The sequence below is a fragment of the Kribbella sp. VKM Ac-2569 genome, from assembly GCF_004216905.1.
In the GTDB taxonomy this organism is placed as follows: domain Bacteria; phylum Actinomycetota; class Actinomycetes; order Propionibacteriales; family Kribbellaceae; genus Kribbella.
The window spans coordinates 199,075-225,077 of sequence record NZ_SGXJ01000001.1 but is presented as its reverse complement, the minus strand read 5'-3'; the positions used below and the strand labels follow the sequence as shown (position 1 = coordinate 225,077).

Genomic DNA, 26,003 nt, shown 5'->3' with positions numbered 1-26,003 from the left:
CCGTGGTCAGAAGGCAACCCCGGATCGGGGACAATGGGTGGGTGATTATCGACGAGTTGACCTTCGACGCGGCCGGTCTGATCCCGGCAGTGGTGCAGCAGTACGACACGCGCGAGGTCCTGATGGTTGGCTGGATGAACGCCGAGGCGGTGCGCCGTACCGCGGAGAGCGGGCGGAGCACGTTCTGGTCGCGCAGCCGGCAGCAGTACTGGGTGAAGGGCGAAACCAGCGGCCACCGTCAGCACGTCAAGCAGATCCTCGTCGACTGCGACGCCGACACCCTGCTCGTCCTCGTCGACCAGGAAGGCCCGGCCTGTCACACCGGGACCCGCAGCTGCTTCGAGCACGGCGAGATCGAGGTGAAGGCAGCGTGACGGCGCCGGCGCTCGAGACGTTCCGCGAGTACGCGAAGGACCGCCGCGTCATCCCGGTGACGCGGCGGCTGCTGGCCGACGCGGAGACGCCGATCGGTGTGTACGGCAAGCTCGCGGCCGAACGGGAAGGCACGTTTCTGCTGGAGTCGGCGGAGAACGGAGGCGTCTGGTCCAGGTACTCGTTCATCGGCGTCCGCTCGTCCGCGACACTCACCGAACGCAACGGCGAGGCCGTCTGGACCGGCAACCCGCCGGTAGGCCTGCCGCAGACCGGCGACCCGTTGAAGGCACTCCGCGAGACGCTCGAGATCCTGCACACGCCGCGGCTGCCCGACCTGCCGCCACTGACCGGAGGCATGGTCGGCTTTCTGGGGTACGACGCCGTACGCCGCCTGGAGCGCTTGCCGGACACGACCACCGACGACCTCGGCCTGCCCGAGCTCACGTTCCTGTTCGCCACCGACCTGGCCGCCCTCGACCACGAGACCGGCGAGATCTGGCTGATCGCGAACGCGGTCAACTGGGACGACTCCGACGAGCGCGTCGACGAGGCCTACGCAGACGCCGTACGCCGTCTGGACGCCATGGAGCGCGACCTCGCCCGACCCACCCCGTCGTACGTCGTCCACGCGGACCGGCAGGCCCAGCCGGACCCGCACCGGCAGCGCTCCAGCGCCGAGTACCGCCAAGCGGTCGAGCACGCGAAGGAAGAGATCCGTGCGGGCGAGGCGTTCCAGATCGTCGTCTCGCAGCGGTTCGAGCTCCAGAGCAGCGCCTCCGCGCTCGACATCTACCGGGTGCTGCGGCGCTCGAACCCCAGCCCGTACATGTACCTGGTCCGCCTCGACGGCTTCGACATCGTCGGCTCCAGCCCGGAGGCCCTGGTCAAGGTCACCGAGAACAAGGTGATCCTGCACCCGATCGCCGGCACCCGACGCCGTGGCACGACGCCCGAGGAGGACCACGCGCTGGAGGAGGAGCTGCGCGCGGACGCGAAGGAACGCGCCGAGCACCTGATGCTCGTGGACCTCGGCCGCAACGACGTCGGCAAGGTCTGCGCGCCCGGCACGGTCGAGGTCGTCGACTTCATGGACGTCCGCCGCTACAGCCATGTGATGCACCTGGAATCGACGGTCACCGGGCAACTCAAGGCCGGCATGACCGCCTTCGACGCGCTCACCGCAGCGTTCCCCGCTGGCACGTTGTCGGGGGCACCGAAACCGCGCGCGATGGAGATCATCGACAAACTCGAGGTCACCCGGCGCGGCGTGTACGGCGGTGTGGTCGGCTACCTGGACTTCGCCGGTGACGCCGACACCGCGATCGCGATCCGCACCGCGGTGCTCCGTGGCGGTACGGCGTACGTCCAGGCCGGGGCCGGGATCGTCGCGGACTCGGATCCGGCCGCGGAGGACGCCGAGTGCCGGACGAAGGCGGCCGCCGTCCTCAACGCGATCGCGGTCGCGGGGACGTTCAGCGACGTGCTGGCGGACGGATGAAACCGCAACGGCTGGTCGACCTGCTGACCCTGGTGGCGCTGGTGCTGCTCGGCCTCTCGGCGTACCTGACCTGGGTGTCGGTCAACCCGGGCAACGGCCGCGTGGACGAGGTCTTCAACGGCTACTCGATCACCAAGGCCCCGGTCGCGCTGGCGCTCGCGTCGCTGGTGGCGGTGGTGATCACGAAACTCGCCGGTACGGCGCTGCGCCGCCTGCTCGGTGCGCTTGTCGTCGTGCTGGGCGCGATCGCGGTCGCCGTCGCACTGCTGGTGCGGCCCGACGGCCCCGAGCTGAGCCGGATCCGGCCGGTGCTCAGCGCCGTACTGGCCGACCAAGTTATCCAGACCGGAGGCCCGGCGCCGTGGTTCGCCCTGGGCGGCGGAATCGCGCTCGTCGCGGCCGGTCTGCTCACCGTGCTGACGGCACACCGCTGGCGCAGCGCGACCCAGCGTTACGAGCGTGATCCGGCCGCCTCACCGGCGGATCAGTGGAAGGCGATCGACGCCGGGGAGGACCCGACTCTCTGATCGCGGCGGGCTACCGCCACAATAGGACGGGACGACGAGGAGGAGTGGCGCCAACTATGGACAATACGGTGGCGGATCAAGGGGCCGGTCGGATCGAGGAGGAAGCTCCGCACGATCTGCACGGCAACAGCCCGGCTGCGTGGACGGCGGTGGCGATCGTGCTGGTCGCGTTCACGGTCGGCGCCATCGCCATGGTGCTGGGACCGAACTGGGTGCTGTTCTGGATCTCCGTCGGGATCGCGGTGCTGGGTGCGCTGGCCGGCAAGGTGCTGCAGCTGCTCGGTTTCGGGGTCCCGGCCGACGGCGACCACTGAAGGGCGGACGGACATGACTGTGCTTGACGACATTCTCGCGGGGGTCCGGGAGGACCTCGCGGAGCGCCAGGCGCTGGTCAGCCTGGACGACCTGAAGCTCGAGGCCCAGCGCAAACCCGACGCCAAGGACCCGATGCCGGTGTTCCGCGGCGAGGGAATCGCGATCATCGCCGAGGTGAAGCGGTCCAGCCCGTCCAAGGGCGAGCTGGCCGAGATCACCGACCCGGCCGCGCTGGCCGGTGAGTACGAGCTGGGCGGCGCTGCGGCGATCTCGGTGCTGACCGAGGAGCGCCGGTTCAACGGCAGCCTCGACGACCTGCGTGCGGTCCGCGGCCGGGTCGACGTGCCCGTGCTGCGCAAGGACTTCATCGTCTCGTCGTACCAGCTCTGGGAGGCCCGGGCGGCCGGTGCCGACATGGTGCTGCTGATCGCGGCGGCGCTGGAGCAGGAGGCGCTGGTCTCGCTGATCGAGCGGGCCCATTCGATCGGCCTGTGCCCGCTGGTCGAGGTGCACGACGAGGAGGAGACCCGGCGTGCGGTGGACGCCGGCGCCCAGCTCATCGGCGTGAACAACCGGAACCTGAAGACCCTCGAGGTCGACCGGGACACCTTCGCCCGGGTCGCGCCGACGATCCCGACCGAGCTCGTGCGCGTGGCCGAGTCCGGGGTCCGCGGTCCGCATGATGTAATCGAGTTCGCGCGCGCCGGGGCCGATGTCGTCCTCGTCGGTGAAACCCTGGTGACCGGCCGCGATCCTCGCGCCTCGGTCGCCGACCTCGTCGCCGCCGGATCGCACCCCGCCATCCAGCAGCGGCACTAGACCTTCCCGGCCGGTCCAAACGGCACGGGACAGCAACTCTCCCGCGCCGTACGGGCCGGGTTGGAAGGTTTTGTCGGATGAGTACTGTGCTGCCCGACCAGTTCGGGCACTTCGGCCGTTTCGGCGGCAGGTTCATGCCGGAGGCGCTGATCGCGCCGCTCGACGAACTCACCCAGGCCTGGCGAGAGGCCATGGCCGACCCGGAGTTCACCGGTGAGTTCGAGCGGATGCTGCGCGAGTACATCGGCGCCCCGAGCCTGCTGTACGACGCGACCCGGCTGTCGGACGTCGCCGGTTCGCGGATCCTGCTGAAGCGCGAGGACCTGAACCACACCGGCGCGCACAAGATCCGGAACGCGATCGGCCAGGCGCTGCTGACCAAGCGGATGGGCAAGCCGCGGGTGATCGCGGAGACCGGCGCCGGCCAGCACGGCGTCGCGACCGCGACCGCGTGCGCGTACCTCGGCCTGGAGTGCGTGGTCTACATGGGCGAGGTCGACACCGAGCGCCAGGCGCTGAACGTGGCCCGGATGCGGCTGCTCGGCGCCGAGGTGATCTCGGTGAAGACCGGCAGCCGGACGCTGAAGGACGCGATCAACGAGGCGCTGCGCGACTGGGTCGCCAGCGTCGACAAGACGCACTACATCCTCGGTACGGCGGCCGGTTCGCACCCGTTCCCGGCGATGGTCCGCGACTTCGTGCGCGGGATCGGCGACGAGGCGCGGGAGCAGTCGCTCGCCTTGCTGGGCAAGCTGCCGGACGCCGCGGTCGCGTCGGTCGGCGGCGGGTCGAACGCGATCGGCCTGTTCACCGCGTTCATCGGCGACGACGAGGTGAAGCTGTACGGCATCGAGCCGGGCGGCGACGGGTTCGAGACCGGGCGGCACGCGGCGACGATCACCGCCGGGCAGGTCGGCGTACTGCACGGTGCGCGGTCGTTCCTGCTGCAGGACGAGGACGGGCAGACGATCGAGTCGCACTCGATCTCCGCGGGCCTGGACTACCCGGGTGTCGGCCCGGAGCACGCGTGGCTGGCGGACACCGGGCGGGCGACGTACCGGCCGATCACCGACGCCGAGGCGATGGAGGCGTTCCGGTTGCTGTCGAAGACCGAGGGCATCATCCCGGCGATCGAGTCCGCGCACGCGGTCGCGGGCGCACTCGACATCGCCAAGGAACTGGGGCCGGAGGCAACCATTCTGGTGAACCTGTCCGGTCGCGGCGACAAGGACATGGACACGGCCGCAACCTGGTTCGGCCTGGGGGGTTCTGATGAGTGATGTGGTTGCCCTGGGCAAGGCCGGGGTCGCGATCCGGAAGGCGAACGACGCGGGCCGCGGCGCCCTGATCGGGTACCTGCCGGCCGGCTTCCCGTCGTACGACGGTGGCGTGGACGGGATCAAGGCGCTGATCGACGGCGGTGTCGACGTGGTCGAGATCGGCCTGCCGTACAGCGACCCGGTGATGGACGGTGTCACGATCCAGCGCGCGACCGAGGTCGCGCTGGCCGGTGGGCTGCGGACCCGCGACGTGCTCAGCACGGTCGAGAAGGTCGCGGCGTACTCCGACGTACCGCTGCTCGTGATGACGTACTGGAACCCGGTCGAGCGGTACGGCGTGGACCGGTTCGCGGCCGATTTCGCCGCCGCCGGGGGAGCGGGGCTGATCACGCCCGACCTGATCCCGGACGAGGGCGCGGAGTGGATCGCGGCCGCGGACAAGTACGAGCTCGACAAGGTATTCCTGGTCTCGCCGTCGTCGACGGACGCGCGGATCGCGATGACCACGGCCAACTGCCGCGGCTTCGTGTACGCGACCGCTGTGATGGGTGTCACCGGTGCGCGGGACAAGCCGTCGGATCTCGCGGCGCCGCTGGTCGCCCGGGTGAAGTCGGCGACCGGCCTGCCGGTCGGCGTCGGCCTCGGCATCTCGAACGGCGACCAGGCGGCCGGTGTGGCGGCGTTCGCGGACGCGGCGATCGTTGGCGCGGCCCTCGTCAAGGCGCTCCAGGACGGCGGCCCCGCGGGTGTTCGCAAGCTCACAGAGGGCCTGGCCGAAGGCGTCCGCCGGGAACCCCGCGCGCCCGCCGTACGTTAGAACCGACGTGAGTCGATCGAGGAACGCTGTCCTGCTCCTGGCGGCGGTGGCTCTGCTCGCCCTCGCGGGCTGCAGCGGCAAGGAAGAGAAGCCGGACAACCCCGGCGGCGCCATCATCCGCAGCAGCCAGGACCCGAACGGGTTGCGCGGCGCCACCCTCGACCGGCCGTACTCGATGCCCGCGGCCACCTTGACCGACACCGCCGGGAACCCGTTCAACCTGGTCACCTCCACGAAGAAGCCGGTCACGCTGGTGTTCTTCGGGTACACGAACTGCCCGGACGTGTGCCCGACCGTGATGGCCGACGTGGCGTCCGCGCTCACCAAGCTCGACGACCAGGTGCAGGACCAGATCCAGATGCTGTTCATCACCACCGACCCGGCGCGCGACACCGGGCCGGTGATCCGCAAGTACCTGGACCGGTTCGACCCGTCGTTCGTCGGGCTGACCGGATCGCTGACGTCGATCAAGGACATCGCGAAGGCCGTCGGCGTACCGGTGGAAGGGATGCAGAAGCTTCCCTCCGGCGGGTACGAGGTCGGTCACGGAGCGCAGGTGATCGGCTTCGGGAAGAACGACAAGGCGAACGTGCTCTGGTTGTCGAACGCCGCCATCGGCGACCTGGCGCACGACTTCGGGAAGCTGGTGGAGGACAACCGGTGAAGCCGTGGATTCCCTGGGTCTCCCTGGTGGCGCGGCTGGTGCTCGGCGGCGTGATGCTGGTCGCCGGTGCGCTGAAGGTGACCGATCCGGAGACCGCCGCCCAGGCGGTCCGTGCGTACGAGTTGCTCCCGTCGGCCCTGGTGGAGCCGGTCGGCTGGGGGCTGCCGTTCCTGGAGATCGCGATCGGGTTGCTGTTGATCATCGGCTTCGGCGTCCGCGCCTCCGCGGTGGCCGCGGGTGTTTTCATGATCGTCTTCATCGCCGCGGTGTCGTCCGCCTGGGCCCGCGGCCTGTCGATCGACTGCGGCTGCTTCGGTGGCGGTGGTCAGGTCGCCCCGGGACAAACGAAGTACCTGCAGGAGATCCTCCGGGATCTCGGGCTGCTGGTGCTGGCCGGCTGGCTGTGGTTGAAGCCCGCCAGTAAGTTCGCCGTCGTATCCGAACCGAACACCGAACCGAACACAGGACCGCAAGGAGCCACCGCGTCGTGAGCAAGACCAAACCCCCGGCGAACCCGCTGGTGCAGCAGCCCAAGCGCCGGATCTCACCCGGGATCATCGTGGTGATCGTCTTGGTGCTGGCCCTCGGCGCCGGTGTCGGCGTGCAGTACTACCGCGGCCACTCCAAGGTCGAGGTGAGCTCCAACGGGCGCCCGGAGCCCGCGGTCGTCACCGGTCCCGGCACGTCCGGCAAGGGCGTCACGGTCGGCCAGTCCGGCGCGAAGGTGAACATCGACCTGTACCTCGACTTCCGCTGCCCGCACTGCGCGGAGTTCGAGGAGGCGAGCGGCGCGACCGTCGACAAGCTCGTCCAGGACGGTACGGCGACGCTCACATACTGGCCGCTGCAGTTCGTGAACCCGGACGCCTCACCACGGCTCGCGAACGCATTCGCCGCGGCGGCCGCGAACGGCAAGGCGCTGAGCTTCGTCGACGAGCTGTACGGCGACTTCTCGAAGTCCTGGACCACCGACCAGCTGCTGGAGCTCGGCAAGCAGCTCGGGGCCGGCGGTGCGACGTTCCAGCAGGCCGTGCAGGACAACACCTACGCGAGCTGGCTGGAGTCCGTCGGCAAGGCGGCCGACGACCGGGGAGTGACGGGTACGCCGACCGTCTTCGTCAACGGCAAGCAACTGGAGGCCGACCAGCTCACCGCCGAAGGCCTGCAAAAGGCCGTCGACGCCGTCGCAAGCTGAGAGTGCGTGTGGACCCCCTGCGCCTACTGCGCGGCACTCGGCGGGCACCTCGCCGAGCGGGAGCGAAGGGAACGATGACACCACATCGACCCCTCCGCTCCCGCTCGCCGAGGCACTCCGCCGAGCACCTGCTCGCGACGGCGCAGGGGGTCCACACGCACTCTGAGGCCCCATCGTGACCGTGCGTTTCTGGCAGTGCTCTGGTGGGTCGAGTAGCGTTCCCCTTTGCCATGTCTAGTCTGCTTCCCGCCGTGATGGTTCCGGCATTCATCCCCAGCCCGAGCCAAGGTGTCTGGCACCTCGGCCCCCTGCCGATCCGCGCGTACGCGCTGTGCATCCTGGCCGGCATCTTCGCCGGCTACTGGCTCGGCCGCCGGCGCTGGGTGGCGCGCGGCGGCTCCGCGACGGTGCTCGCCGACATCATGTTCTGGGCGATCCCGTTCGGGCTGATCGGTGCGCGGATCTACCACGTGATCACCGACGCCGAGCTGTACTTCGGCGAGGGCAAGCATCCGATCGACGCGCTGAAGATCTGGCACGGCGGGCTCGGCGTCTGGGGGGCGGTCGGTTTCGGCGCGCTCGGCGCCTGGATCGCCTGCCGGCGGGCCAAGGTGCCGTTCCTGGCGGTCGCGGACGCGATGGCGCCGGGGATCGCGCTGGCGCAGATCTTCGGCCGGTTCGGGAACTACTTCAACCAGGAGCTGTTCGGCGGCCCGACTACCAAGCCGTGGGGCCTGGAGATCGCCACGGACCACCGGCCGGCTGGGTACGCCGACTTCGCCACGTTCCACCCGACGTTCCTCTACGAGGCGGTCTGGAACCTCGGCGTGGTCGCGCTGATCCTGCTCGCCGACCGCCGGTTCAAACTCGGTCACGGACGGGCGTTCTTCCTGTACGTCGCGGCGTACACCGCGGGCCGCGCGTGGATCGAGAACATGCGCATCGACGACGTGAACCACTTCCTCGGCCTGCGCCTGAACGTGTGGACCGCGATCATCCTGTTTGTTCTGGGCGTCGTCGCCTTCGTCATCAGCGCCCGCAAACGCCCGGGCCAGGAAGACATAGCCACCGGCCCCGCCGCTGGCCTGCCCGTCGAGGGCGAGACGCCGGACACCGCCGAGCCGAGCGAAGCGAAGGCGACCGACGAGACGGGTGCCGAGGCGACCACCGCGAAAGCCAACGACGGGTCAAGTGACTGAGACGCCTGAGGTTTCTGCCGAGCATCACGGGGACCACACGCACCGTGATGTGAACGGCGGCTGGCTGCGTCCGGCGGTGTTCGGCGCGATGGACGGCCTGGTGTCGAACTTCGCGCTGATCGCCGGCATGGACGGCGGCACCAGTTCCGGGTCGAAGTTCATCGTGCTGGCCGGCCTCGCGGGCCTCGCCGCCGGCGCCTTCTCGATGGCGGCGGGGGAGTACACCTCGGTCGCCTCCCAGCGCGAGCTCGCCCGGGCGGAGATTGAGGTCGAGCGCGCCGAGATCAAGAAGCACCCGATCGACGAGGAGATCGAGCTCGCCGAGACCTACCGGGCGAAGGGCCTCGACCCGGACCTGGCCAGCAAGGTCGCGAAGCAGTTCCACGCCGACCCGGACCAGGCCCTCGAGGAGCACGTACGCGAGGAGCTCGGCATCGACCCCGGCGACCTCCCGAACCCGGTGATCGCGGCCGCCTCGTCGTTCATCTGCTTCGCCATCGGCGCCTTCGTCCCACTGGCTCCGTACCTGTTCGGCGCGGGCAGCGTCGTACCGTCCCTGATCCTCGCGCTGACCGCCCTCTTCGTCTGCGGCGCCGTCGTCTCCCGCGTCACCAGCCGCTCCTGGTGGTACTCCGGCCTCCGCCAACTCCTCCTCGGCGCCGCAGCCGCCGCCCTCACCTACTTCGTCGGAACCCTCGTCGGCCCCGGAATCGGCTGAGTGTGTGTGAAGAGGCTGCTGTAGGCGTTCAGGGCGGGTTGGCCGCCGAGGTGGGCGTAGAGGACGGTTGAGTCCTTGGGGATGTCGCCGGTGCGGATCAGGTCGATCAGGCCGGCCATGGACTTTCCTTCGTAGACCGGGTCGATGATCATCCCCTCCAGCTGACCGGTCAGGCGGATCGCGTCGAGGGTCGACTGCACAGGTACGCCGTACTCGTCGCCGGCCCAGCCCTCGAGGACGGTGATCTCGTCGGCGCGGAGGTCCCGGCCGAGGTCGATCAGCTCCGCGGTGGCGCGGGCGATCCGCTCGACCTGGTCGCGGGTCTCCTGGAGCTTGGCGCTCGCGTCGATCCCGATCACCCGCCGCGGGCGGTCCTGACCCGCGAACCCGGCGATCATCCCGGCGTGCGTCGACCCGGTCACCGAGCAGACCACAATCGTGTCGAAGAAGACCCCGAGCTCCCGCTCCTGCTGCTGCACCTCGTACGCCCACTGCGCGAACCCGAGTCCGCCGAGCCGATGGTCCGAAGCACCGGCCGGAATCGCGTACGGCGTACCTCCGCGAGCCTCGACGTCCGCGAGCGCCTGCTTCCAGCTGTCCTTGAACCCGATCCCGAACCCGGCCGGGTCGAGCCGCACCTCGGCGCCCATGATCCGGCTGAGCAGGATGTTCCCGACCCGGTCGTTGAGGGCGTCCGGCCAGTTCACCCAGTTCTCCTGGACCAGCACCGCCTTCAGCCCGACCTTCGCCGCGACCGCGGCCACCTGGCGGGTGTGGTTCGACTGGTACCCGCCGATCGACACCAACGTGTCGGCGCCCTGCGCGAGCGCGTCCGGGATCAGGTACTCGAGCTTCCGCGTCTTGTTCCCGCCGTACGCGAGCCCGGAGTTGCAGTCCTCCCGCTTCGCCCACACCTTCGCCCCACCCAGGTACGCCGAGAGCCGCTCCAACGGATGCACCGGACTCGCCCCGAACAACAACGGATACCGCGAAAAATCACTGAGCCCCATCAGTTCCTCCTCGATCAGCTAGGCACCATCTTCACCCGCTTCCCGAACTACCGCCTTCTACGACGCCTGGCAAACAGCCTCGTCGACAATCGACGAGAGCGTCCTCAACCGATCGGTGTGATCGCCGGCGTCGAGCGCCCAGGCTGCGCGCGAAACGCCGGTGTACGCCGCCACAATGACAGCCCCGCGCCGTACGTCGCCGCCGTGGGCGTCGACCAATGCGTCCAGAGGTGTGTCGACCGCGAGCGCCAGGTAACCGAGATCGAACCCAAGAGGACCCAGGCCGAACTGCTCCCAGTCGATCGCCACTACGTCGTCACCGGCGCGGCCGAGCAGGTTCATCGGATGCGCGTCACCATGCGTCGGCACCCGAGGTAGGTCATCTAGCACCGCTAGCGCCCTGTCCCGCAGCCGCCACAGCTCGTCGATCGCGGGCCCCGCCCGGTTCAGCGACGCCCATCCACCGCGCCGCTCCACAGTCCCCAGACGGTCACGCAGTACGTCGCGAGCACCCCAGCCAGGCTCTGCCAAGGAGGAGCCCGCAAACCGCCCCAGTGCCCCGGCCAGCGCCTCGGGAGCCCACTCAGCGGCAGGCGTGTACGCCATCCGCAGCGTGATCCCGTCAGCATCCCGCTCCACCCCTAGGCAGGCGGGTGCGCGAAGTCCCGGCGTACCCGCGACCACACCGGACTCGGCCACCAGCGCCTGCCGTTCCCAGTAGGCGTGGTGACGGAGGTCCTGTACGCCGGGGACCAGGCGCTTCACCACCTGGCCGTCGCGGGTTCGCCAGACGCCGCCGGTGGCTTGACCGGTTCCGGCAGTGAGCGGTTGCCAGTCGGGAGACGGGTGCCAGGGCATAGGCCCTGGCCTATCAGGATCCGGCCGGTCTCAGCAGGTGAATTTCAAGGGGCTGTGGGTGGCTGTGATGGAGGTGGGCTGGGATGATGGGAGGCTAATAGTGAGCGCTTGCTTACTGAGGGTCATCAAGGCGTTGCGCGGTGGACAGGAAGTCCAACTGGCGGGCGTCATGAGGTAGTCTCGGGACTCCCGGCTTGGGCCAGTGTTGTCCCGCGGCCAGTTGTGTTGACCGTAGGACGACGGGAGCTCCTGAATGTTTGGTGTCCCCCCTGCCCAAAACCGGCACCGCCCCAGCGAGGGTCTCTACGACGGAGCCCATGAGCACGACGCTTGTGGGGTCGCTTTCGTCGCGACCCTGACCGGTGAACCGAGCCACGACATCGTGGCCAAGGCCTTGACCGCCCTGCGGAACCTCGAGCACCGTGGCGCGTCCGGTGCCGAGCCCGATTCCGGCGACGGCGCCGGCATCCTGATCCAGGTACCGGACGCCTTCTACCGCAAGGTGTGCGAGTTCGAGCTGCCGGCGCCGCACAGCTATGCGACCGGTATCGCGTTCCTGCCGGCCGACGCCGACGACGCCGCGAAGGCGATCGACCGGATCGAGGAGCTGGCGGACGAGGAGCAGCTGACGGTCGTCGGCTGGCGGGACATCCCGACCACGCCCGGCCTGCTCGGCGCGACCGCGCGCTCGGTGATGCCGACCTTCAAGCAGCTGTTCGTGACCGCGAAGGCCGGCCGCGTGCTCGGCCTGGCGCTGGAGCGGATGGCGTTCCGGCTGCGGAAGCGGGCCGAGAAGGAGACCGACACCTACTTCCCGTCGCTGTCCGGCCGGACCATCACCTACAAGGGGATGCTGACCACGGACCAGCTGGACAAGTTCTTCCCCGAGCTGACCGACCCCGACCTCGCCTCCGCGATCGGGATCGTGCACTCGCGGTTCTCCACGAACACGTTCCCGTCCTGGCCGCTGGCCCACCCGTACCGGTACATCGCCCACAACGGTGAGATCAACACCGTCCAGGGCAACCGGAACTGGATGCGGGCCCGCGAGGCGCTGCTCTCCAGCGACCTGATCCCGGGCGACCTCGAGCAGCTCTACCCGATCTGTACGCCGAGCGCCTCCGACTCGGCGTCGTTCGACGAGGTTCTCGAGCTCCTGCACCTCGGCGGCCGCTCGCTGCCGCACGCGATGCTGATGATGATCCCGGAGGCGTGGGAGAACGCCGCCACGATGGACCCGCAGCGGCGTGCGTTCTACGAGTTCCACTCGACGCTGATGGAGCCGTGGGACGGCCCGGCGTCGGTGGTCTTCTCCGACGGCACCAAGGTCGGCGCGGTCCTGGACCGCAACGGCCTGAGGCCCTCGCGGTACTGGGTGACCGACGACGGTCTCGTCGTACTGGCCTCCGAGGCGGGCGTCCTGGACATCGACCCGGCCACCGTGACCGAGAAGGGCCGGCTCGAGCCGGGCCGGATCTTCCTGGTCGACGTCGACGCGCACCGGATCATCACCGACGCCGAGGTGAAGAACGCGCTCGCCACCGAGCACCCGTACGACGAGTGGCTGCACGCCGGCCTGATCCGGTTCGAGGACCTGCACGAGCGGGAGCACGTCGTCCACAGCCACGCGTCGGTGACCCGCCGCCAGCAGGTCTTCGGGTACACCGAGGAAGAGCTGCGCGTCATCCTCACCCCGATGGCGAAGGCCGGCGCGGAGCCGATCGGCTCGATGGGCACCGACACGCCGATCGCCGTACTCAGTGACCGCCCGCGGCTGCTGTTCGACTACTTCGCGCAGCTGTTCGCGCAGGTCACGAACCCGCCGCTGGACGCGATCCGCGAGGAGCTGGTGACCTCGCTGTCGTCCAGCCTCGGCCCGGAGTCGAACCTGCTCAACCCGAGTCCGGCGTCCTGTCGGCAGGTGGTGATCCCGTTCCCGGTGATCACCAACGACGAGCTGGCCAAGCTCCGGCACATCAACCTCGACGGCGACATGCCCGGCCTGGCCACCACGGTCCTGCGCGGCGTGTACGACGTCGAAGGCGGTGGCGAGGCGCTCCGGACCCGGCTCGACGAGATCTGCGCCGAGGCTGACGCCGCGATCAGCGAGGGTGCCCGCATCCTGGTGCTGTCCGACCGGCACTCGAACGCCGACAGCGCCCCGATCCCGTCGCTGCTGCTCACCTCCGCGGTGCACCACCACCTGGTCCGGGAGAAGACCCGCACCCAGGTCGGCCTGGTCGTCGAGGCCGGTGACGTCCGCGAGGTCCACCACGTCGCGCTCCTGATGGGGTACGGCGCGGCCGCGATCAACCCGTACCTGGCGCTGGAGTCCGTCGAGGACCTGTGCCGGCGCGGTACCTATCTGCCCGGCATCGAGCCCGAGCAGGCGATCCGCAACGTGGTGAAGTCGCTCGGCAAGGGCGTCCTCAAGGTCATGTCGAAGATGGGTGTCTCGACGGTCGCGTCGTACACCGGCGCCCAGATCTTCGAGGCGAACGGGCTGTCCCCGTTCCTGGTCGACATCTACTTCACCGGTACGTCGTCCAGGATCGGCGGCGTCGGCCTGGACGCGATCGCCGAGGAGGTACGGCGTCGCCACCTGCGCGCGTACCCGGCCGACGGCATCCTGCCGGCGCACCGGAAGCTCGAGATCGGCGGCGAGTACCAGTGGCGCCGCGAGGGCGAGCCGCACCTGTTCGACCCGGACACGGTCTTCCGGCTGCAGCACAGCACCCGGACCGGGCGGTACGACATCTTCAAGCAGTACACGTCGCGGGTCGACGAGCAGTCCGAGCGGCTGATGACGTTGCGCGGACTGTTCGGCTTCAAGAGCGACCGCGGGCCGATCCCGATCGACGAGGTCGAGCCGGTGAGCGCGATCGTCAAGCGGTTCTCCACCGGCGCGATGAGCTACGGCTCGATCAGCGCCGAGGCGCACACCACGCTGGCGATCGCGATGAACCAGCTGGGCGGCAAGTCGAACACCGGCGAGGGCGGCGAGGACGCCGACCGGCTGTACGACCCGGCGCGGCGGAGCTCGATCAAGCAGGTCGCGTCCGGTCGCTTCGGCGTCACCGCGGAGTACCTGACGAACTCCGACGACATCCAGATCAAGATGGCGCAGGGCGCGAAGCCCGGTGAGGGCGGGCAGTTGCCCGGCCCGAAGGTGTACCCGTGGGTGGCGAACACCCGGCACTCGACGCCGGGCGTCGGCCTGATCTCGCCGCCCCCGCACCACGACATCTACTCGATCGAGGACCTGGCGCAGCTGATCCACGACCTGAAGAACGCGAACCCGCAGGCGCGGATCCACGTGAAGCTGGTCTCCGAGGTCGGCGTCGGCACGATCGCGGCGGGTGTCTCGAAGGCCCACGCGGACGTCGTACTGATCTCCGGCCACGACGGCGGTACCGGTGCGGCGCCGCTGACCTCGCTGAAGCACGCGGGTGGTCCGTGGGAGCTCGGTCTCGCCGAGACGCAGCAAACCCTGCTGTTGAACGGTTTGCGGGACCGGATCGTCGTACAGACCGATGGCCAGCTGAAGACCGGGCGGGACGTGATCATCGCGGCGCTGCTCGGCGCGGAGGAGTACGGTTTCGCGACCGCGCCGCTGGTGGTGTCGGGCTGCATCATGATGCGGGTCTGCCACCTGGACACCTGCCCGGTAGGGGTTGCGACGCAGAACCCGGTGCTGCGGGAGCGGTTCACCGGCAAGCCCGAGTTCGTCGTGAACTTCTTCGAGTTCATCGCCGAGGAGGTCCGCGAGTACCTGGCGGAGCTCGGATTCCGGACGCTGGACGAGGCGATCGGGCACGCCGAAGTACTCGACATCGAGCGCGCCGTCGACCACTGGAAGGCCGACGGGCTCGACCTGTCGCCGATCCTGCACGTACCGGCGCTGCCCGAGGGCGCCTCGCTGCACCAGACCATCGAGCAGAACCACGGTCTGGACAAGGCCCTCGACAACGAGCTGATCCGGATCTGCCGGCCGGCGCTGGACAACGGCGAACCGGTCCGGGCGCAGCTCGCGATCCGCAACGTCAACCGGACCGTCGGCACGATGCTCGGCCACGAGATCACCAAGCGGTACCGCGCGGCCGGCCTGGCCGACGGCACCATCGACCTGACCTTCACCGGGTCGGCCGGCAACTCGTTCGCCGCTTTCGTGCCGCGCGGAGTCACCCTGCGACTCGAGGGTGACGCCAACGACTACGTCGGCAAGGGCCTGTCCGGCGGCCGGGTCGTCATCCGGCCGGACCGGCGCGCGCGGTTCGACGCCGCCGACCAGATCATCGCCGGCAACGTGATCGCGTACGGCGCGACGTCCGGCGAACTGTTCATCAGCGGCGGCGCCGGCCAGCGGTTCTGCGTCCGGAACTCCGGCGCGACCGCGATCGTCGAATCGGTCGGCGACCACGCGTGCGAGTACATGACCGGTGGGCGCGTCGTCGTACTCGGCGCCGTCGGCCGGAACTTCGCGGCGGGCATGTCGGGCGGCGTGGCCCACGTGCTCGACCTGGACCACACCCTGGTGAACCCGGAGCTGGTGGATCTGCACCCGGTCACCACGGACGAGTCCGAACTGCTGCACGACCTGGTCCGCAGGCACTTCGAGGAGACCGGTTCGGAACGGGCGGCCAAGCTGCTCGCCGACTGGCCCGCCGCGGCGGCCAGGTTCACCACGGTGATGCCCCGCGACTACGCCCGGGTGCTGGCGGCCAAGGCGGCCGCCGAGCGCGACGGGCTGGACGAGGACGCCACCACGCGAGCGATGATGGAGGCCATCTGATGGCTGACCCCAAGGGATTCCTGACCACCCCGCGGGAGGTCGCCGACCGGCGGCCGGTCGACGAACGGGTCAAGGACTGGAAAGAGGTCTACCCCGGCGGTCCCGGCAAGGCGCTGCTGCCGATCATCACCAAGCAGGCCGGCCGCTGCATGGACTGCGGTATTCCGTTCTGCCACAGCGGCTGCCCGCTGGGCAACCTGATCCCGGAGTGGAACGACCTGGTCTGGCGCGACGACTGGTCGAGCGCGATCGAGCGGCTGCACGCGACCAACAACTTCCCGGAGTTCACCGGCCGGCTCTGCCCGGCGCCGTGCGAGACGTCCTGCGTCCTGGGCATCAACCAGGACCCGGTGACGATCAAGAACGTCGAGGTCGCGATCATCGACAAGGCCTGGGAGACCGGTGACGTCAAGCCGCAGCCGCCGGAGTGGCTGACCGGCAAGACGATCGCGGTCGTCGGGTCCGGGCCCGCCGGACTCGCCGCCGCGCAGCAGCTGACCCGCGCGGGGCACACCGTCGCCGTGTACGAGCGCGCCGACGCCCCGGGCGGCCTGCTGCGGTACGGCATTCCCGAGTTCAAGATGGAAAAGCTTCAGGTCGACCGCCGCATCCAGCAGATGAAGGAGGAGGGCACGGTCTTCCGCTCCGGCGTCAACGTCGGTGTGGACGTCACGGGCACTCAGCTCAAGCAGCGGTACGACGCGGTGGTGATCGCGACCGGCTCCACGGCGGCCCGCGACCTGCCGGTGCCGGGCCGTGAGTACGGCGGCATCCACCAGGCGATGGAGTACCTGCCACAGTCGAACCGGCTCGCGCTCGGGCAGACCGTCGAGAACCAGATCGTTGCGACCGGCAAGGACGTGGTGATCATCGGCGGCGGCGACACCGGCGCCGACTGCCTCGGTACGGCGCACCGGCAGGGCGCGCGGACGGTGACCCAGCTGGAGATCATGCCGCGACCCGGCGACGACCGCCCGGGCCACCAGCCGTGGCCGACGTACCCGATGATCTACCGGGTCGCCTCCGCCCACGAGGAGGGCGGCGACCGGGTGTACGCCGTCTCCACGGTGAACTTCGAGGCCGATGCCGACGGCAACGTCTCGGGACTGAACCTGGTCGAGGTCGAGTTCAAGGACGGGAAGTTCAACCCGGTCGAGGGCTCCGAGCGCACCATTCCGACGCAGCTCGTGCTGCTGGCGATGGGCTTCGTCGGCCCGGAGCGCGAGGGCTTCCTCGAGCAGCTCGGCGTCGAGCTCGACGAGCGCGGCAACGTGAAGCGGGACAAGCGGTACCAGACCTCGGTCGAAGGTGTCTTCGCCTGCGGCGACGCCGGCCGCGGCCAGTCGCTGATCGTCTGGGCCATCGCCGAAGGCCGGTCCTGCGCCGGCGGCGTCGACGCCCACCTCACCGGATCGTCGACGCTCCCCACCCCGATCCCGCCCACCGCCCGCCCCCTCGCAGTCTGACCGCAGCTCCACCTTGGGCCCCAGGCAACCAAAATCCGCGACGGAAAATGGTTGGTCGGTGCTCAAGGTGGGGCTTCTCGGTAGGTTGGTGAGTGTGGTTCTCCGGCTGGTGACGAAAGAGCGGCTGCGGGCGGTTGCGCCGTGGGCCGGGTTGAGCCTGCTCTTCGTGCTGACCTCGCTCGTGGTGGGACTGTTCGGGTTCGTGAACGACTCCGAGCGGGTCACGATCGGCGCGCACGCGGCGACCGTATCGCCGACGTTCGACGGGCACGCGACGCTCGACCTCGGCGCCGTACTGCCGCGATTGCGGATCCCGACCCACACGCCGGGTGGCATCGGCGTCAACGTCGACGTCCAGGAGACCGACGCCGACAACCTCACCGAGCTGCTCACCCGCGACACCCTGATCGCCTCCCAGCCCGACGGTGAGATCGGGCGGATCCAGCAGGTCATCCAGGAGATGGCAGTCGACAACGCGGTCGCCGGGGTCGGGACCGGCCTGCTCGTGGTCGTCGTGGTCGCGACCCTGTGGACAGCTCTCGGGGTACGACGCCGGAGCGAGCTGTGGCACCTGGTGCACCGGCACGAACGCCGGACCGAGCACCGGATGATCGTCGTCCTGGTCGCGATGCTGATCACGATCGCGTCGATCTACGGGCCGGGACGGATGCGGCAGCCCGACGTACCGCCGACGCAGTGGCAGCCGTTGTTCAAGCTGCTGCCGGAGATGTCGTTCGACGACCGGCTGAAGACGGTCGAGGTCGCGTCCGGGATCTCCACGACCGGCGGGGTCGGGGTGATCCGGACGCTGGTCGAGACGTACCGCAAGTCCACCGAGCTGTACGGCAAGCTCAAGGACCGGGTCGCCGACGTCGCCCCGCAACTGCACAAGCCGAACGAGAACGAGAAGGTCGCCCTGCTGGTCGCGGACCGGCACGACAACATCGGGATCGACGGCTTCGCCGCCGAGGTGGCCAAGGCGGGCGGCGCCAAGCTGCTCATCGACGCCGGTGACGACACCTCGTCCGGGCAGACCTGGGAAGCGTTCAGCATCAACTCGCTGCGGCAGCACTTCAAGGATCTCAAGGTGGTCGCCGTGGCCGGCAACCACGACGCCGGCGGCCACGTCGAGGGGTTCATGCGCAAGGCCGGGTTCACCGTGCTCGACAGCAAGCCGGTCGAGGTCGAGGGGATCCGGTTCCTCGGCGACAGCGACCCGACGCGCACCGGGCTCGGCAGCGCGGACAGCCCGGGCGACGAGACGATCGAGCACCAGTCGCAGCGGCTCGCGGACATCGCCTGCGACCAGCCGGACGACAAGCGGATCTCGACGATGGTGGTACACGATCCGTCGTCGTACGCCGACACCGCCGCGCGGGGGTGCGCGACCTTGCTGTTGTCCGGTCATTTGCACCGCCAGGTCGGGCCCGAGCACCGGGTGGTCGACAACCGCGCGGTCACGACGTACACGAACGGGACGACCGGGGGAGCGGCGTACGCCTTCGCGCTGGGCTACACCTTGCGCAAACCGGGTGAGGTCACCCTGATCACGTACCAGAAAGGGCTGCCGGTCGGTCTGCAGACGGTCACCGCGCAGCCGAGTGGCGATGTGACCGTCGGGCCCTACACCCCCTTGGGTTCTTGACGATTCAGGCGATGCCGCCGTTCGTCTTCTACTGTTAACTGTCCAGTAACGGGGGTGGACCAGCGGACCCAGTGGTTTGCAGGAGTAGGGTTTTGTGACGTGCGTCGCGCAAAGATCGTTTGTACGCTCGGCCCGGCTACTGCCGCCCCGGAGCGCATCACAGAACTCGTCCAAGCAGGTATGGACGTCGCAAGGCTCAATCTGAGCCACGGCGCCCACGCCGAGCATGAGCGCATCTACCAGCGGATTCGGACCGCTGCCGCGGAGACCGGCAAGAACGTCGGCATCCTGGTGGACCTGCAGGGCCCGAAGATCCGGCTGGCCGAGTTCGCCGAGGGCAAGGCCACGCTGACCTACGGCGAGCGCTTCACCATCACCACCCGGGAGGTGCCGGGTGACCAGACCATCTGCGGAACGACGTACGACGGTCTGGCGGGTGACGTGAAGCCGGGTGACCAGCTGCTCATCGACGACGGCCGGATCGCGCTCGTCGCGGAGGAGGTCACCGAGACCGACGTGATCTGCCGGGTCACCGTCGGCGGCCCGGTGTCGAACCACAAGGGCATCAACCTGCCGGGGGTCGCGGTCAGCGTGCCGGCGATGTCCGAGAAGGACGCCGAGGACCTGCGGTGGGCGCTGCACCTGCCGGCCGACATGATCGCGCTGTCGTTCGTGCGGGACGCCTCCGACATCCAGCTGGTGCACAAGATCATGGACGAGGAGGGGCTGCGGCTCCCGGTCGTCGCCAAGATCGAGAAGCCGCAGGCGGTCGCCAACCTGGACGAGATCATCGAGGCGTTCGACGGGTTCATGGTGGCCCGCGGTGACCTCGGCGTGGAGCTCCCGCTCGAGGAGGTCCCGCTGGTCCAGAAGCTGATCATCGACCAGGCCCGGCTGAACGCGAAGCCGGTGATCGTCGCCACCCAGATGCTGGAGTCGATGATCTCCGCGCCGCGGCCGACCCGCGCCGAGGCCTCCGATGTCGCGAACGCCGTACTCGACGGCGCCGACGCCGTCATGCTGTCCGGTGAGACCAGCGTCGGCCGGTTCCCGATCGAGACCGTCAAGACGATGGCCCGGATCGTGGAGTCGACCGAGGAACACGGTCTCGGCCGGATCCAGGAGATCGAATGGGAGCCGAAGACCAAGGGCGGCGTGATCGCCCGCGCGGCCGCGGACGTCGCGGAGCGGCTGGAGGCGAAGTACCTGATCGCGTTCACCCAGTCCGGTGACACCGCGCTCCGCCTCGCCCGCTATCGCACCGATGTCCCGCTGCTCGCGTTCACACCGGTCCCGTCGGTCAGCTCCTGGCTGAGCGTCGTGTGGGGCATCACCACCCACATCGTCCCCACCGTCGACCACACCGACGAAATGGTCCGCCAGGTAGACCAGCGCCTCCTCGAGCTCGGCATCCTCAACAAGGGCGACCTGGTAGTCATCGTCGCCGGCTCCCCACCCAGCATCCCCGGCTCCACCAACGCCCTCCGAGTCCACCGCATGGGCGACGCCATCGAAGGCAACGCCCCGGCGTACCGCAGCCCCAACCCGTAAGCGACCGCAGCGGGCGGCTCACCAGCCGCCCGCCGGTTTGCGGCTGGGTACCGAACAGACGGCCTGGGGCTGTCTGATGAGGAGTCCGCCGTGCGTCGCTCAGTGGTGTTGATGGTTCTGCTCAGTCTGCTGCTGGCTTTCGGCGGCACGACGTCTGCTCAGGCGCTGGCGGTGCCGTCGAGCATGGCCTCCATCGGAGACTCGATGACACGGGCGGCCGATGTCTGCTGCTGGTACGGCGACCATCCCGCCAACTCGTGGAGTACCGGCGGGGCGAGCTGGGACGGGATCACCAGCCACTACGAGCGGCTGCGCGCGCTCAACCCAGCCATCGCCGGGCACAACTACAACGACGCCGAGTCCGGCGCCCGGATGTCGGATGCGCCCTCGCAAAGTCAGCGCGCGGTCGCACAACAGGTCCGCTACGTGACGATCCTGATGGGCGCCAACGACGCCTGCACGTCGTCCCCGACCTCGATGACGCCTGTCGACGTGTATCGCAGCCAGTTCCGGCAGACCCTGCAGATCCTCGACGCGGGCCTGCCCGGCAGCGCCCACATCTTCGTCGCGAGCGTCCCTGACGTCTACCGCCTCTGGCAGATCTACCACACCGACTTGCTGGCCACCCTGGTCTGGCAGACCGCCGGCATCTGTCAGTCCCTGCTCGCTCCGAACCGCACCGAAGCCGAGCGCCAAGCAGTCCGCGGTCGTGTGATCGCCTTCAACACTGTCCTCGCGCAGGAGTGCGCCGCGATCACAAAATGCCGCTACGACGCCGGCGCTGTCTTCAACTACCAGTTCACCCGCAGCGACGTCAGCAAGCTCGACTACTTCCACCCAAGCCTCACCGGCCAAGCCGCCCTCGCCCGAACCACCTGGCCCCACTCCTGGTGGGGGTAAATTAGCTCGGTCTGGTGCCGGTCATGGCTACGACTTCGGCCCAACAAACTGGTCCAGCTTCGCGACGGCCACCCGCCGAGCGACTGACAACGCGTTGCGGCGGGGCATGCGCCACGGGATCTCGAGCAGGTCGAGGGCCCATTGACAGAGGTGCATGATGTCGGTGGATTCGTTGGAGAACATGTAGCGCGGGTATTCGTAGCGCTTCGTCTGGCCGGCGACTGTTCGGGTTGTCCAGTTGGTGACGCGGCAGCCGTCGGAGTCGAAGAGGCCGCGCAGGAACAGTTGGGGGTGCTCGGCAACGATCTCCCGCTGCCAGTCGGCGAGCGCGATCGTACGCCCGTGCTTCGGCCCCGGACCGTGCTGAGGAAACAGACACGGCCAGTGCTTCCAGTACGAAACAACCGACGTGTAGCCGACCGCACGAACTCGGTGCACCGGCCGACTCGGGTGGACCGCGCTCATCGCGGCGGCCGCTTCGTTGATGAGCCGCGGATAGACATCATCACAGGCGATCCGCAGTGCGTAGACCTCACGCCGGTGCCTGGACAGGCAGCCGTCGCCTAGATACAGCCCCAGAAGATGCGCGTACGACGAGGTGTCGAGCGTCCCGCTTCCACACCGCGGGCAGTTGGCCGGGGGAGTCCGACGTACCTTGCCGTCCCGCCACTCCCGAAGCGCCGCCCGACTGACCCCGAGCCGCTTGCTGATCGCATTCAGACTCTCGCCCGCCGCCATCGCCGCGAGCGCGATCTCGCGAGTCTGCTCGTCGTACACGAACCGAGCTTCGCGCAGACGACCGACAGATTTCTGTGCCCTGGGTGGGATTCGAACCCACACTGGACGCTGTTTGAGAGCGCGGCCTCTGCCGGTTGGGCTACCAGGGCATGCACGCTTCATGCGCGCTGGGAAATCCTAGCCCATATGACCGCTCGATCAGAAAATGTCGGCGGCCGACGCGACGATGTGGCATGGCGCACTTCAGGTCCAAGGAGACAGTTGAGTCGGCGTTGCGGTTGTGCGACGCCGGTGTCAGCGATCGGCGAAACGCCGAGATTCACGGTGTTGCCCTGCAGACGATTCGGACGTGGCGGCGGCGTTATCAGCTCGAGGGGCGGACTCGTGGCGGCGACCGGGGGACACCGTGTCCGCGGTGTGATGGGGCGGATCTGGACGAGTCGGCATACGCGTTGCTGTTGGGGTGGTACTTGGGCGACGGGTCCATCGCACGGGCGCGGCGGGGTGTGTTCACGCTGCAGATCGCGAACGACCAGAAGTATCCGGAGCTCAACCAGGAGATCGCGGCGACGATCAAGCTGGTGAAGCCGGGCGCGAGCCCGTGCCTGCGTGGCGGGTCGACGGCGATCAGGATCGAGGCTCGGTGGAAGCACTGGCCGTGTGTGTTTCCGCAGCACGGTCCTGGACGGAAGCATCTGCGGAAGATCGAACTGGCGGACTGGCAGCGGGAGATAGTTGCCGAGTACCCCGATCAGTTGCTACGGGGCCTGTTCCACTCGGACGGGTGCCGGTTCGTGAACTGGGCGAGTAAGCCGGACGGCAAGCGGTACTACTACACGCGGTACATGTTCTCGAACGAGTCGGAGGACATCCGGAAGATTCTCACGGATGCGCTGGACCAGTTAGGGATTGCTTGGCGGCAGCCGCGGCGGAACGTGATCGCGGTGAGTCGGCGGGAGGCGGTTGGGGTGCTTGACGGGTTTGTGGGGCCGAAGAGGTGAGGTGGGGTCGCTAGGGTGTGCGGTGTGACTGCTAAGCGTGTGGTGATTGCTGAGGACGAGGCTTTGATTCGGATGGATCTGGCTGAGATGCTCGCGGAAGAGGGGTATGACGTCGTCGGGCAGGCGGGGGACGGCGAGGAGGCTATTCGGCTGGCGATCGAGCTGCGGCCGGATCTGGTGATTCTCGATGTGAAGATGCCGAAGCTGGACGGGCTGAGCGCGGCGGAGAAGATCGCGGGGGAGCGGATCGCCCCGGTGCTGATGCTGACCGCGTTCTCGCAGCGGGAGCTGGTCGAGCGGGCGCGGGACGCCGGCGCAATGGCGTACCTGGTGAAGCCGTTCTCCAAGGCCGACCTGCTGCCCGCGATCGAGATCGCCGCATCCCGGTACGTCGAACTCGCCGAGCTGGAGCGGGAGGTCGCCGACCTGGCCGAGCGGCTGGAGACCCGCAAGCTGGTCGACCGGGCGAAGTCGATCCTGCAGACCAAGTTCGGGCTGTCCGAGCCGGACTCGTTCCGGTGGATCCAGAAGACCGCGATGGACAAGCGGGTCTCGATGCGCCAGGTGGCCGAGCTGGTCGTCAACGAAGCCGGAGATTCCTGATCAGGCAGCAGCATCTGCCTGTCCATGCGCAACCTGCCGTCATCCGCTCGCAACACCGGCGTGTCGTAACCGTGAGGTGAACCTGCACGGGCGTTGGTAACAAACCGTGGCGAAGGTGGTCGGCGACGTCGAGCGAATCTCACCGAGTAGATCCGCCCGCTGACCGTATGTCACCGCATTTCCCCACCGGACAGTAATCAGGTCATAGGACGATGCTTACCGGGGTAACGACCTCACAACACAGCCCGTGCGCTGTTCGCTTGCAACCATCGTGGGGTCTAACCTGCGGGTGCTCGTGGCAAATGCGCGAGAGTCCCGGATTCGCTGGGACTATCCAGACATGGGAGGAACAGTGCACCAGCGTTCCGTAGTACGGGTCGGCGCGTCGCTGATCGTTGCGTCGTTGGCCCTGACTGCCTGCGGCTCACGCAGTGACAAAGATTCTGGCGGGGGCTCCGGAGAAGCGACCAAGACCGCGAAGATCGGCGTCATCGCGCCGCTGTCCGGAGACTTGTCGGCTCTGGGTCTGGGTATCCAGCACTCCGTCGAACTCGCTGTGAAGCAGGCCAACGACTCCAACGCGATCCCGGGCTGGAAGCTCGAGGTGGACGCCAAGGACGACGAGGCGAAGACCGAGCCGGGCAAGAACGCCGCCACCGCGCTCGCGAGCGACAAGGACGTGATCGGTGTCGTCGGCACGCTGAACACCAGCGTCAGCCAGCAGGTCCAGCCGGTGCTCGCGCCGAAGAACATCGTCCAGGTCTCCCCGGCCAACACCGGCCCCGGCCTGACCCAGGGCGCCAAGTGGCAGACCGAGCCGAAGCGGCCCTACCCGACGTACTTCCGCACCTGCACGACGGACGCCGTCCAGGGTCCGTTCGCGGCGCGGTACCTGTACGAGACCGCGAAGATCACCAAGGTCGCGACGATCCACGACAAGAAGGCGTACGGCCAGGGTCTGGTCGGCACCTTCACCGAGGAGTTCAAGAAGCTCGGCGGTCAGGTCGTCGCGGCCCAGACCATCAACCCGGACGACTCGAACTACCAGGCCGTGATCTCCGCGGTCAAGCCGTCCGGTCCGCAGGCGATCTACTACGGCGGTGAGTACCCGAACGCCGGGCCGCTGTCGCAGCAGATGAAGGCCGCCGGCCTGAACATCCCGCTGATGGGCGGCGACGGCATCAAGGACCCGAAGTACATCACGCTGGCCGGCAAGACCAGCACCGGCGACCTGTCCACCTCGGTGGGTGCGCCGACCGACTCGACCGAGGCCGGCAAGAAGTTCCTCGCCGACTACAAGACGGCCGGGTACAAGGAGGACTCCGCGGCGTACGGCGGCTACTCCTACGACGCGGCGAACGCGATCATCAACGCCCTCAAGACCTCGCTGAAGGACGCGAAGGACGTCGAGTCCGCACGCCAGGCCACGGTCGATGCCGTGGGCAAGGTTTCGTTCGACGGCGTGACCGGCAAGGTCGCGTTCGACCAGTACGGCGACAGCACCACGAAGGTGCTGACCGTCTACAAGGTGGACGCCGGCAAGTGGGCCACCGTCGAGACGAAGGCATTCGAAACCAAGTAACAGAGTCGACCTGATGTCTCGGGGGTGGGAGCGATCCTCCCACCCCCGTGGCATGTCATAACCGAGGCAGATGGGAGGTCGACGTGGACCAGTTCCTCCAGCAGCTCGTCAACGGGCTGACCTTGGGCTCGCTGTACGCCCTGATAGCGGTCGGGTACACGGTCGTGTACGGCATCGTGCAGCTGATCAACTTCGCCCACGGCGAGGTGTTCATGATCGGCGCGTTCGGCGCGCTCACGACGTACCTGTTGTTCTTCGACGGCAAGACCAGCGTGTGGATCCTGCCGATCATGATCGTCGGCGCCATGATCGCGTCGGTCGGCACCGCGGTGCTGATGGAGCGTGTCGCGTACCGTCCCCTGCGGAACGCGCCACGACTCGCGCCGCTGATCACGGCGATCGGTATCTCCGTGTTCCTGCAGGAGTTCATCCGCCTCTTCTACGAGGAGC

The 26,003-nt window shown here is 68.6% G+C and carries 23 protein-coding genes, 1 tRNA gene and 1 pseudogene; 21 read left to right on the top strand and 4 right to left on the bottom strand.

The window, feature by feature from the left end; translation table 11 throughout:
* Positions 1-41: 41 nt before the first annotated feature.
* From hisI to EV649_RS00970, 12 genes are all read left to right on the top strand, one after another.
* Positions 42-374 (top strand): phosphoribosyl-AMP cyclohydrolase, encoded by a 333-nt coding sequence (gene hisI, locus EV649_RS01025; RefSeq protein ID WP_130379534.1) that lies wholly within the window; start codon positions 42-44, stop codon positions 372-374.
* A complete protein-coding gene (locus EV649_RS01020) occupies positions 371-1,873 on the top strand; it encodes an anthranilate synthase component I (RefSeq protein ID WP_130379532.1) in 1,503 nt (500 codons plus the stop codon). The genes hisI and EV649_RS01020 overlap by 4 nt, the downstream gene beginning before the upstream one ends.
* The gene (locus EV649_RS01015) at positions 1,870-2,400 is read left to right on the top strand and encodes a Trp biosynthesis-associated membrane protein (protein ID WP_130379530.1); all 531 of its coding nucleotides are present in this window, start codon (positions 1,870-1,872) and stop codon (positions 2,398-2,400) included. The genes EV649_RS01020 and EV649_RS01015 overlap by 4 nt, the downstream gene beginning before the upstream one ends.
* 56 nt (positions 2,401-2,456) lie before the next feature.
* Positions 2,457-2,714: an HGxxPAAW family protein gene (locus tag EV649_RS01010; RefSeq protein WP_241997639.1), complete on the top strand. Its 258-nt coding sequence runs from the start codon at positions 2,457-2,459 to the stop codon at positions 2,712-2,714.
* A gap of 13 nt (positions 2,715-2,727) precedes the next feature.
* Positions 2,728-3,534: an indole-3-glycerol phosphate synthase TrpC gene (gene trpC / locus EV649_RS01005; RefSeq protein WP_130379528.1), complete on the top strand. Its 807-nt coding sequence runs from the start codon at positions 2,728-2,730 to the stop codon at positions 3,532-3,534.
* Between the two features lie 77 nt (positions 3,535-3,611).
* On the top strand, positions 3,612-4,814 hold the full coding sequence (trpB, locus tag EV649_RS01000) for a tryptophan synthase subunit beta (RefSeq protein WP_130379526.1): 1,203 nt from the start codon (positions 3,612-3,614) through the stop codon (positions 4,812-4,814).
* Positions 4,807-5,631 carry a tryptophan synthase subunit alpha gene (gene trpA / locus EV649_RS00995; protein ID WP_198682255.1) on the top strand — a complete coding sequence of 275 codons (825 nt, stop codon included), beginning with the start codon at positions 4,807-4,809 and terminating at the stop codon, positions 5,629-5,631. The genes trpB and trpA overlap by 8 nt, the downstream gene beginning before the upstream one ends.
* A gap of 7 nt (positions 5,632-5,638) precedes the next feature.
* Positions 5,639-6,295, top strand: coding sequence for an SCO family protein (locus tag EV649_RS00990; protein ID WP_130379524.1), 657 nt, complete (start codon positions 5,639-5,641; stop codon positions 6,293-6,295).
* On the top strand, positions 6,292-6,786 hold the full coding sequence (locus EV649_RS00985) for a MauE/DoxX family redox-associated membrane protein (protein ID WP_130379522.1): 495 nt from the start codon (positions 6,292-6,294) through the stop codon (positions 6,784-6,786). Before EV649_RS00990 ends, EV649_RS00985 begins: the two co-directional genes overlap by 4 nt.
* A complete protein-coding gene (locus tag EV649_RS00980) occupies positions 6,783-7,490 on the top strand; it encodes a thioredoxin domain-containing protein (protein ID WP_130379520.1) in 708 nt (235 codons plus the stop codon). The genes EV649_RS00985 and EV649_RS00980 overlap by 4 nt, the downstream gene beginning before the upstream one ends.
* A 230-nt stretch (positions 7,491-7,720) precedes the next feature.
* Positions 7,721-8,689, top strand: coding sequence for a prolipoprotein diacylglyceryl transferase (lgt, locus tag EV649_RS00975; RefSeq protein ID WP_198682254.1), 969 nt, complete (start codon positions 7,721-7,723; stop codon positions 8,687-8,689).
* The gene (locus EV649_RS00970) at positions 8,682-9,407 is read left to right on the top strand and encodes a VIT1/CCC1 transporter family protein (RefSeq protein ID WP_241997638.1); all 726 of its coding nucleotides are present in this window, start codon (positions 8,682-8,684) and stop codon (positions 9,405-9,407) included. The genes lgt and EV649_RS00970 overlap by 8 nt, the downstream gene beginning before the upstream one ends.
* Here the strand turns inward: EV649_RS00970 and EV649_RS00965 are convergent.
* Positions 9,368-10,417, bottom strand: a complete 1,050-nt coding sequence (locus tag EV649_RS00965) for a 1-aminocyclopropane-1-carboxylate deaminase (RefSeq protein ID WP_130379518.1) — start codon at positions 10,415-10,417, stop codon at positions 9,368-9,370. The genes EV649_RS00970 and EV649_RS00965 overlap by 40 nt on opposite strands.
* A 57-nt stretch (positions 10,418-10,474) precedes the next feature.
* On the bottom strand, positions 10,475-11,275 hold the full coding sequence (locus tag EV649_RS00960) for a phosphotransferase (RefSeq protein ID WP_130379516.1): 801 nt from the start codon (positions 11,273-11,275) through the stop codon (positions 10,475-10,477).
* A 253-nt stretch (positions 11,276-11,528) separates the two neighbouring features.
* Here EV649_RS00960 and gltB point away from each other — a divergent pair, with 253 nt between their 5' ends.
* The 5 genes from gltB (at position 11,529) to EV649_RS00935 (ending at position 21,629) form a co-directional block, all read left to right on the top strand.
* A complete protein-coding gene (gene gltB, locus EV649_RS00955) occupies positions 11,529-16,067 on the top strand; it encodes a glutamate synthase large subunit (RefSeq protein WP_130379514.1) in 4,539 nt (1,512 codons plus the stop codon).
* Positions 16,067-17,533 carry a glutamate synthase subunit beta gene (locus tag EV649_RS00950; RefSeq protein WP_130379512.1) on the top strand — a complete coding sequence of 489 codons (1,467 nt, stop codon included), beginning with the start codon at positions 16,067-16,069 and terminating at the stop codon, positions 17,531-17,533. The genes gltB and EV649_RS00950 overlap by 1 nt, the downstream gene beginning before the upstream one ends.
* An 88-nt stretch (positions 17,534-17,621) precedes the next feature.
* The gene (locus tag EV649_RS00945; RefSeq protein ID WP_241997637.1) at positions 17,622-19,178 is read left to right on the top strand and encodes a metallophosphoesterase; all 1,557 of its coding nucleotides are present in this window, start codon (positions 17,622-17,624) and stop codon (positions 19,176-19,178) included.
* 99 nt (positions 19,179-19,277) lie between these two features.
* Positions 19,278-20,729, top strand: coding sequence for a pyruvate kinase (gene pyk / locus EV649_RS00940; RefSeq protein ID WP_130379510.1), 1,452 nt, complete (start codon positions 19,278-19,280; stop codon positions 20,727-20,729).
* 90 nt (positions 20,730-20,819) lie between these two features.
* Complete coding sequence (locus EV649_RS00935) at positions 20,820-21,629, top strand: SGNH/GDSL hydrolase family protein (RefSeq protein WP_198682253.1); 810 nt, start codon at positions 20,820-20,822, stop codon at positions 21,627-21,629.
* Positions 21,630-21,656: 27 nt separating this feature from the next.
* On the opposite strand, the gene EV649_RS00930 is transcribed toward EV649_RS00935, so the two are convergent.
* Together EV649_RS00930 and EV649_RS00925 are read right to left on the bottom strand one after the other, a co-directional pair.
* Entirely contained in the window at positions 21,657-22,406 is a 750-nt protein-coding gene (locus EV649_RS00930) for a transcriptional regulator (RefSeq protein ID WP_130379508.1), read from the bottom strand.
* Between the two features lie 36 nt (positions 22,407-22,442).
* Positions 22,443-22,516: transfer RNA gene (locus EV649_RS00925), tRNA-Leu, on the bottom strand.
* 84 nt (positions 22,517-22,600) lie between these two features.
* On the opposite strand from EV649_RS00925, the gene EV649_RS00920 reads away from it, so the two are divergent.
* The 4 genes and pseudogenes from EV649_RS00920 to EV649_RS42115 all read left to right on the top strand — a co-directional run.
* Positions 22,601-23,368: a helix-turn-helix domain-containing protein gene (locus tag EV649_RS00920; RefSeq protein WP_130379506.1), complete on the top strand. Its 768-nt coding sequence runs from the start codon at positions 22,601-22,603 to the stop codon at positions 23,366-23,368.
* A 24-nt stretch (positions 23,369-23,392) separates the two neighbouring features.
* Positions 23,393-23,971, top strand: a complete 579-nt coding sequence (locus tag EV649_RS00915; RefSeq protein ID WP_347233111.1) for a response regulator — start codon at positions 23,393-23,395, stop codon at positions 23,969-23,971.
* A gap of 340 nt (positions 23,972-24,311) precedes the next feature.
* Positions 24,312-25,553: a branched-chain amino acid ABC transporter substrate-binding protein gene (locus EV649_RS00910; protein WP_241997636.1), complete on the top strand. Its 1,242-nt coding sequence runs from the start codon at positions 24,312-24,314 to the stop codon at positions 25,551-25,553.
* Positions 25,554-25,636: 83 nt separating this feature from the next.
* Positions 25,637-25,996 (top strand): annotated as a pseudogene (locus EV649_RS42115) (branched-chain amino acid ABC transporter permease); the annotation flags it as partial.
* Positions 25,997-26,003: the final 7 nt, after the last annotated feature.

What these genes read in the sequence shown, in the direction of transcription:
- lgt (WP_198682254.1), top strand. Translation starts at nt 7,721, where the DNA reads ATGTCTAGTCTGCTTCCCGCCGTGATGGTTCCGGCATTCATCCCCAGC.
- EV649_RS00920 (WP_130379506.1), top strand. Translation starts at nt 22,601, where the DNA reads ATGGCGCACTTCAGGTCCAAGGAGACAGTTGAGTCGGCGTTGCGGTTG.
- EV649_RS00960 (WP_130379516.1), bottom strand. Translation starts at nt 11,275, where the DNA reads ATGCCCTGGCACCCGTCTCCCGACTGGCAACCGCTCACTGCCGGAACC.
- trpC (WP_130379528.1), top strand. Translation starts at nt 2,728, where the DNA reads ATGACTGTGCTTGACGACATTCTCGCGGGGGTCCGGGAGGACCTCGCG.
- trpA (WP_198682255.1), top strand. Translation starts at nt 4,807, where the DNA reads ATGAGTGATGTGGTTGCCCTGGGCAAGGCCGGGGTCGCGATCCGGAAG.
- EV649_RS01010 (WP_241997639.1), top strand. Translation starts at nt 2,457, where the DNA reads ATGGACAATACGGTGGCGGATCAAGGGGCCGGTCGGATCGAGGAGGAA.
- EV649_RS00910 (WP_241997636.1), top strand. Translation starts at nt 24,312, where the DNA reads ATGGGAGGAACAGTGCACCAGCGTTCCGTAGTACGGGTCGGCGCGTCG.
- trpB (WP_130379526.1), top strand. Translation starts at nt 3,612, where the DNA reads ATGAGTACTGTGCTGCCCGACCAGTTCGGGCACTTCGGCCGTTTCGGC.
- EV649_RS01015 (WP_130379530.1), top strand. Translation starts at nt 1,870, where the DNA reads ATGAAACCGCAACGGCTGGTCGACCTGCTGACCCTGGTGGCGCTGGTG.
- EV649_RS00950 (WP_130379512.1), top strand. Translation starts at nt 16,067, where the DNA reads ATGGCTGACCCCAAGGGATTCCTGACCACCCCGCGGGAGGTCGCCGAC.
- gltB (WP_130379514.1), top strand. Translation starts at nt 11,529, where the DNA reads ATGTTTGGTGTCCCCCCTGCCCAAAACCGGCACCGCCCCAGCGAGGGT.
- EV649_RS00965 (WP_130379518.1), bottom strand. Translation starts at nt 10,417, where the DNA reads ATGGGGCTCAGTGATTTTTCGCGGTATCCGTTGTTGTTCGGGGCGAGT.